General features: G+C 66.8%; 8 protein-coding genes and 1 tRNA gene. 8 read left to right on the forward strand and 1 reads right to left on the reverse strand.

Going from position 1 to position 7036, the window contains the following annotated elements:
- Positions 1-564 (reverse strand): YicC/YloC family endoribonuclease (locus KH616_RS19265; RefSeq protein WP_292249736.1); only part of this gene is annotated, 564 nt, incomplete at its 3' end.
- A gap of 173 nt (positions 565-737) precedes the next feature.
- Between KH616_RS19265 and rph the strand changes: the two genes are divergently transcribed.
- From rph to KH616_RS19305, 8 genes are all read left to right on the forward strand, one after another.
- Positions 738-1478 (forward strand): ribonuclease PH, encoded by a 741-nt coding sequence (rph, locus tag KH616_RS19270; RefSeq protein WP_292249737.1) that lies wholly within the window; start codon positions 738-740, stop codon positions 1476-1478.
- Positions 1471-2097, forward strand: a complete 627-nt coding sequence (rdgB, locus tag KH616_RS19275) for an RdgB/HAM1 family non-canonical purine NTP pyrophosphatase (protein WP_292249738.1) — start codon at positions 1471-1473, stop codon at positions 2095-2097. The genes rph and rdgB overlap by 8 nt, the downstream gene beginning before the upstream one ends.
- 73 nt (positions 2098-2170) lie before the next feature.
- The gene (gene hemW / locus KH616_RS19280; protein ID WP_292249739.1) at positions 2171-3385 is read left to right on the forward strand and encodes a radical SAM family heme chaperone HemW; all 1215 of its coding nucleotides are present in this window, start codon (positions 2171-2173) and stop codon (positions 3383-3385) included.
- A 39-nt stretch (positions 3386-3424) separates the two neighbouring features.
- A tRNA-Ser gene (locus KH616_RS19285) sits at positions 3425-3512 on the forward strand.
- Between the two features lie 178 nt (positions 3513-3690).
- Complete coding sequence (locus KH616_RS19290; RefSeq protein ID WP_292249740.1) at positions 3691-4083, forward strand: hypothetical protein; 393 nt, start codon at positions 3691-3693, stop codon at positions 4081-4083.
- A gap of 231 nt (positions 4084-4314) precedes the next feature.
- Positions 4315-4608 carry a hypothetical protein gene (locus KH616_RS19295; protein WP_292249741.1) on the forward strand — a complete coding sequence of 98 codons (294 nt, stop codon included), beginning with the start codon at positions 4315-4317 and terminating at the stop codon, positions 4606-4608.
- Positions 4609-4836: 228 nt separating this feature from the next.
- On the forward strand, positions 4837-5316 hold the full coding sequence (locus tag KH616_RS19300; protein WP_292249742.1) for an energy transducer TonB: 480 nt from the start codon (positions 4837-4839) through the stop codon (positions 5314-5316).
- Positions 5317-5614: 298 nt separating this feature from the next.
- Positions 5615-6925, forward strand: a complete 1311-nt coding sequence (locus KH616_RS19305; protein WP_292249743.1) for an MFS transporter — start codon at positions 5615-5617, stop codon at positions 6923-6925.
- The last annotated feature ends 111 nt before the right edge of the window (positions 6926-7036 follow it).

A 7036-nucleotide genomic window follows, 5' to 3' on the forward strand; every position in this document is an offset into this window, starting at 1 on the left:
CGAACTCGTCGTCGTGCGTTCGCGCGAAGGCGCGCAGCTGGCGACGATCGCCTCTATCTCCGTCACATTCGACAGCAGCATCGTCGCCAGCTGCGCGCCTTCGCGCGAACGCACGACGACGAGTTCGCCGATCGCTTCCTTGCCGCACGCGAGCACCGCTTCGCGGATCGCATCGGCCGTCACGCCGCTTTCGGCAAGCACGCCGGGCCAGCGCAGGATCTCGCCTGCCCGCAGGCGGCCGACGTCCGGGAACGTGTCGAGCACGGCGCGCTCGAGCTCGGCGAGCTGGCCGAGCGCAGACTGGTTCAGCGCGCCCGCGCCGACGCTCTGCTCGCCGCGCTGCAGGTTGATGCGCACGTCGACCTTGCCGCGCGACAGCTTCGTCATCAGCATCTCGCGCAGTGCGGGCTCGCAGGCCCGCACGTCGTCGGGCATGCGGAAATTCAGGTCGAGAAAACGCGAATTCACGGTGCGCAGTTCGACCGATACGCTGGTGCCGCCGTTGCCGGCCGCCGTCGCGAGTTCGCGCGTCGCGCTCGCATAGCCCGTCATGCTGTAGATCATGGTTCGTCTCGCCGTCTGGATGCCCTCGCGGGCCAGGGAAAATTCGAGGCGCCCGGCGCATCCGAAGCGCGGGGCGGGGAACGCGCATTATCCCATTTTTGCCGCCGCTCCCGCCGGGCGGCATGGCCGTTCGGCGCTAGAATCGAGGTTTTCTCCCCCACATTCCTTCGCTCATGACGCAATCCTTTTCCCGCCCGAGCGGCCGCCGCGCCGATCAACTTCGCCGTGTGGCGATCACGCGCCACTACACGAAGCACGCGGAAGGCTCCGTGCTGGTCGAATTCGGCGACACCAAGGTGATCTGCACGGCGAGCGTCGCCGAGCGCGTGCCCGAGTTTCTGCGCGACAGCGGACAGGGCTGGCTCACCGCCGAATACGGGATGCTGCCGCGCGCGACGCATACGCGCAGCGACCGCGAAGCCGCTCGCGGCAAGCAGACCGGCCGCACACAGGAAATTCAGCGCCTGATCGGCCGTGCACTGCGAGCGGTGTTCGACCTCGAAAAGCTCGGCCCGCGCACGATTCATATCGACTGCGACGTCATCCAGGCTGACGGCGGCACGCGCACGGCGAGCATCACCGGCGCATTCGTCGCCGCGCACGACGCCGTGTCGAAGCTGATCGCCGCGGGCAAGCTCGAGCACTCGCCGATCGTCGATCACGTCGCCGCGATCTCGGTCGGCGTATTCGAAGGCACGCCGCTGCTCGATCTCGATTACGCAGAGGATTCGCAATGCGACACCGACATGAACGTCGTGATGACGGGTGTCGGCGGCTTCGTCGAAGTCCAGGGCACCGCCGAAGGCGCGCCGTTCTCGCGCGACGAGATGAACGCGCTGCTCGACCTGGCGCAAAGCGGGATCGGCGAGCTGGTTCGTCTGCAGAAAGAAGCGCTGGGTACGCATCATGACTGACGACTCGCGCGCGCTGCCGCTGTCGCGCATCGTGCTCGCGTCGAACAACCCGGGCAAGCTGCGCGAATTCTCCGCGATGTTCTCGACCGTCGGCATCGACGTGATTCCGCAGGGCGAGCTCGCCGTGCCGGAGGCGGACGAGCCGTTTCGCACTTTCGTCGAAAACGCGCTGACGAAAGCGCGGCATGCGTCGCAGCTCACCGGCCTGCCCGCGATCGCCGACGATTCCGGGCTGTGCGTGCGCGCGCTGCGCGGCGCACCGGGCGTGTACTCGGCACGCTATGCGCAACGCGCGGGGCTCGAGACGGGCGACGCGGCGAACAACGCGCATCTCGTCGATCAGCTGCGCGATACCGACGATCGCCGCGCGTACTACTGCTGCGTGCTCGCGCTCGTGCGTCACGCCGACGATCCCGAGCCGCTGTTCGCCGAAGGCCGCTGGCACGGCGAGATCGTCGACACGCCGCGCGGCGCACACGGTTTCGGCTACGACCCGCACTTCTACGTCCCGACACTCGGCGCAACGGCGGCGGAACTCGAGCCGGCCGTGAAGAACGCGCTGAGCCACCGCGCGCTGGCGCTCAATGCGCTGCTCGCGCGTCTTGCGGAGGAAGCATGAACGGCCCCCACGCTCACATCCGTTCACGGCTCGTCGACGGGGCCGCCCCTGGGGCGGCCCGGCAGGAGGCAGCATGAGCCAGGCCACCGATACCGGCGCGCGAGTCGTCACGACCTTCACGTCGCCCGGACAGGTGCGATTGACGTCGCTTCCGCCGCTCGCGCTGTACGTGCATTTCCCGTGGTGCGTTCGCAAGTGCCCCTACTGCGATTTCAACTCGCACGAGTGGAAAGGCGAGCAGTTTCCCGAGACCGAGTATCTCGACGCGCTGCGCGCCGATCTCGAGCAATCTCTGCCCCTCGTGTGGGGACGGCAGGTGCACACGGTATTCATCGGCGGGGGCACGCCGAGCCTGCTGTCGGCGGCCGGTCTCGACCGGTTGCTGTCCGACGTGCGCGCATTGCTGCCGCTCGACGCGGATGCCGAAATTACGCTCGAAGCGAATCCCGGCACGTTCGAGGCGGCGAAGTTCGCGCAATTCCGGGCCAGCGGCGTCAACCGCCTGTCGATCGGCATCCAGAGTTTCAACGGTCCGCACCTGAAGGCGCTCGGCCGCATCCACGACGCAGCGCAGGCACGCACCGCCGTTGAAATCGCCGCGAAGACCTTCGACAATTTCAATCTCGACCTGATGTTCGCGTTGCCGAATCAGACGCTCGACGAATGCCGGACCGACATCGAGACCGCGCTGTCGTTCGCGCCGCCGCATCTGTCGCTGTATCACCTGACGCTCGAACCGAACACGATGTTCGCGAAGTTTCCGCCCGCCGTGCCCGACGACGACGCGTCCGCCGACATGCAGGAATGGATTCACGCACGCACGGCCGAGGCCGGTTACGAGCGCTACGAAGTGTCCGCCTATGCGAAGCCGCATCATCAGTGCCGGCACAACCTGAACTACTGGCGCTTCGGCGACTACCTCGGCATCGGCGCAGGCGCGCACACCAAACTGTCGTTCCCGAACCGCATCCTGCGGCAGGCGCGCTTCAAGCATCCGGCGACCTACATCGAGCAGGCGAAAGCCGGCATGCCGGTGCAGGAAGAGCGTGAAGTCGGGGTGCGCGACCTGCCGTTCGAGTTCATGCTGAACACGCTGCGGCTCGTCGAAGGCTTCCCGGTGCACAGCTTCGCCGAGCGCACCGGCCTGCCGATGAGCACGATCGAGCCGGCGCTGAAGGAAGCGGAAAAGCGCGGGCTGATCTCGCGCGATTTCGCAACCATCGCACCGACGCCGCTCGGCCAGCGCTTTCTCAACGATCTGCAGGAACTGTTCCTGCACGACGATTGAGCATGACAACGACGGCATTTCGGTTACAATGCCGCCTCCGGAAGCGTGGCCGAGCGGTTTAAGGCACCGGTCTTGAAAACCGGCGACGGGCAACTGTCCGTGAGTTCGAATCTCACCGCTTCCGCCAGAATCTCCCTCCCGAATCGCACCGATTCACACCCCATCCGCAAGATTGCAGGCCGCGCGCGAACAGCGCGCGCGTTCGTTCCGCCAGACGCGGAAAATCGTCGCGCCCGCGTCCCGGCGGCGTCCGCGGGATGCCGCTACAATCCCGCGCTCAGTCCGTCAAAACCGGGAGCCGCCTCATGAAGCACCTCATCGCCTCGTTACTCGTCGCCGCCATCGCGGTCGCAAGCGCGCACGCGACGGCCGAAACATCAAGCGGAAGCGGGACGTCGAAACAGTCGTGCGCCATCGCGTACGTGACTGGCGTCGGCGGATCGGAGCCGAGCCTTCGCGAATACCTGGCGAGCGCCGACAAGTACCGCTATCTGACCGACAACCCGATCCACTGCCAGGTTTCCGGCGAGGGGCGCGCATCGGGCTGCATCGGCGTCACCCACCTTCGGCACGAGCGCGTCAGCGTGTACGACGACGCCGACGACACGACCGTGGTCGTAGTCGCGCCCGTGGAACTCGACAGGGGGACGTATCCGGTGATCATCACCGTACCCCGGCAGAACGTGCAATGCGCTTAGTGAATGCCGCACGCGGCCCGCATCGGCCACGCCCTGTCCGTCTGATTCAACCCACGAAACCGGCGAGTTCTTGCGGCGCAACATCCCACAGCCGGTTGCGGACGCGCCATGTTGTGCCTCCACACGCCGCCGCGCCATCGCCTAGAATTCGGATCAGAGCGGCGACACGAACGCCGCCGCGCACTCGATGCCGTGCCTGCATACAGGCTCGCGCGGCAAGCGGAGACCGCCATGTCCGAACAGTCGACACCAACCCGTTACGTCGATTACGAAGGCTTCGAGATCCACGTCCTGCCGGTCCCGCTGTCCGGCGACGCGACGCGGTTCACCTACACCGGCTACGTGTGCCATCCCGGCGCCAATCCGGCGCTGCCGGGTCACGCGGTACCGTTTTACGCCGACAGTGAAGACAGTTTCACAAGTCTCGACGAAGCCATGCATGAAGCCGTGCACGTCGGACGCAGCATCGTCGACGGCACGCATCCCGACCTGTCCGTGCTGTCGCTCGTCACGCACGGCTATTGACCCGCCGGTGCGATCCACGACCGGATGGGAAACACATGCCGGTCATGGATCCTCCATGCTTCGTCGCGTGCGCTATCCGCTCGCCCGGACTTCGGCGCTCGCGATCGGATCCGGCCATGCATCATCAGCCTCCGCTGTGACCTGCGTCGCGCGATATGTGTTTCCCCCGATGTCGTGTCACAAGCGCGCGACTATGATTTTTCTATAGTCATACTTTCCCGCCCGCCCATGCCCGCCATCCTCTGTCTGCGCGTCGCCGCACTGGCAAGCGTCGCCATGCTTGCCGCCTGCACGATCACGCTCACGCCGCTGCCGCAACATCGCGTCATTACGATACCGCCGATCACGCGTACCGCGAACCTCGCCCAATACCGTACGGAGGTGGCCGAACGCGTCGCCGAACGCAATCCGTCCAGCCTGCTGCACGGCACGCCTCAGGCAATGCTGCGCTCGCTCGTCGTCGTCGCGTTTACCGTCGACCGCGATGGCCAGCTGGTGCACGCATCGATCTATCGCAGCAACGGCGACAACGAAGCCGAACAGATCGCGCTCGCGTCGCTGCGGCGCTCGGCACCGCTGCCGCCACCGCCGGCGCCGCTGCTCGACGGCAAAGGGCAAGTGGAACTGATGGAAGGTTGGCTATTCAACGACAACGGCAAGTTTCAGTTGAAAAGCACGGCGTCGGCACAGGCCCAGTCGATCGACTGAAGCCGCGCACCCGGCGGCATTTGCCGGTCCGCAGCACCGCTGGCTATAATTTCCCGCGACCGCGCGGCCATCACGCCGCGCATGCGCTTGCATGCCTCACCCCGCGTGCGAGCCGATCAAACCGGCAACGGGCGGCGGCAACCTACCCGCCTCCATCGCCGGCCGGCGGGCAGCGATCCGCGCGACCGCGCGCGTCCACGCCACACTGTCGCTCCGCTCGACCGCCCCGGCAGCCTGCCGATGCCTGCCCGGTCACATGCGCCGTCGAGCGCTTTCCCAAAACAAAACGGAGACATCCATGTCCGCATCCCCATCGGCCGTTGCGCACGCAACCAATGCGTCCGGCGCCGTCAGTCACAAGCGCATCGTATTCGCCAGCTTCATCGGCACCGCGATCGAGTTCTACGATTTCTACGTCTACGCCACCGCCGCCGCGCTCGTGATCGGCCCGGTGTTCTTCCCGCACGGCTCCGCGACCGCGCAGGCGCTGTCCGCATTCGTCACGTTCGGCATCGCGTTCATCGCGCGGCCGATCGGTTCCTTTCTGTTCGGCCACTTCGGCGACCGGATCGGCCGGAAATCGACGCTCGTTGCCTCGCTGCTCGTCATGGGTCTGTCGACCACCGCGATCGGTCTCGTGCCCGGTTACGACGCGATCGGCACGCTCGCGCCCGTTCTGCTTTGCGTGCTGCGCTTCGGCCAGGGCATCGGCCTCGGCGGCGAATGGGGCGGCGCCGCGCTGCTCGCGACCGAGCATGCGCCGCAAGGCAAGCGCGGCTGGTTCGGCATGTTCCCGCAGCTCGGTCCGTCGGTCGGCTTCCTGGCGTCGAACGGCCTGTTCTTTGCGCTTGCGCTGTCGCTGTCCGACGCGCAGTTCCGCACCTGGGGCTGGCGTATCCCGTTCCTCGTGAGCGCGGTGCTCGTCGCGCTCGGCCTGTACATGAGGCTGAAGATCGCCGAGACGCCCGCCTTCCAGGCCACGCTCGACCGCCGGGAACGCGTGCGCGTGCCGATCGCGACGCTCGTCACGCGCCATTGGCGGCCGACGCTGCTCGGCGCGCTCGCGATGGTCGTCTGCTACACGCTGTTCTATATCTCGACGGTATTTTCGTTGTCGTACGGCGTCGCGACGCTGCATATTCCGCGCCAGACCTTCCTCGGCCTGCTCTGCTTCGCCGTCGTGTTCATGGGACTCGCGACGCCGCTGTCTGCGTGGGCGTCGGACCGCTTCGGACGCCGGCCGGTGCTGATCGCCGGCTCGATCGCCGCGATCCTGTCGGGCTTCACGATGACCCCGCTGCTCGGCAGCGGCGCGATGCCGCTCGTCGCGTTGTTCCTGACGCTCGAACTGTTCCTGATGGGTGTGACGTTCGCGCCGATGGGCGCATTGTTGCCGGAATTGTTCCCGACCAACGTGCGCTATACGGGCGCCGGCGTGTCATACAACCTCGGCGGGATACTCGGCGCGTCGATCGCGCCGTACATCGCGCAACTGCTCGCGGCGAAAGGCGGTTTGTCGTGGGTCGGCGGCTATGTGTCGATCGCCGCGGCGATCAGCCTGCTCGGCGTGCTGCTGATGCGCGAGACGCGAGACGCGTCGCTCGTCTGATGCACCCGGCGCCGCCGCGCGGGTGCGGCGGCTGACGCCTGATCGGCCGATACGCGCGGCCGATACGCGCGGCCGGTCAGGCCGACAACGGCAAGCGCGCGGCGTGCGCCG

The organism is Burkholderia sp. (assembly GCF_018375725.1).
Lineage (GTDB): Bacteria > Pseudomonadota > Gammaproteobacteria > Burkholderiales > Burkholderiaceae > Burkholderia.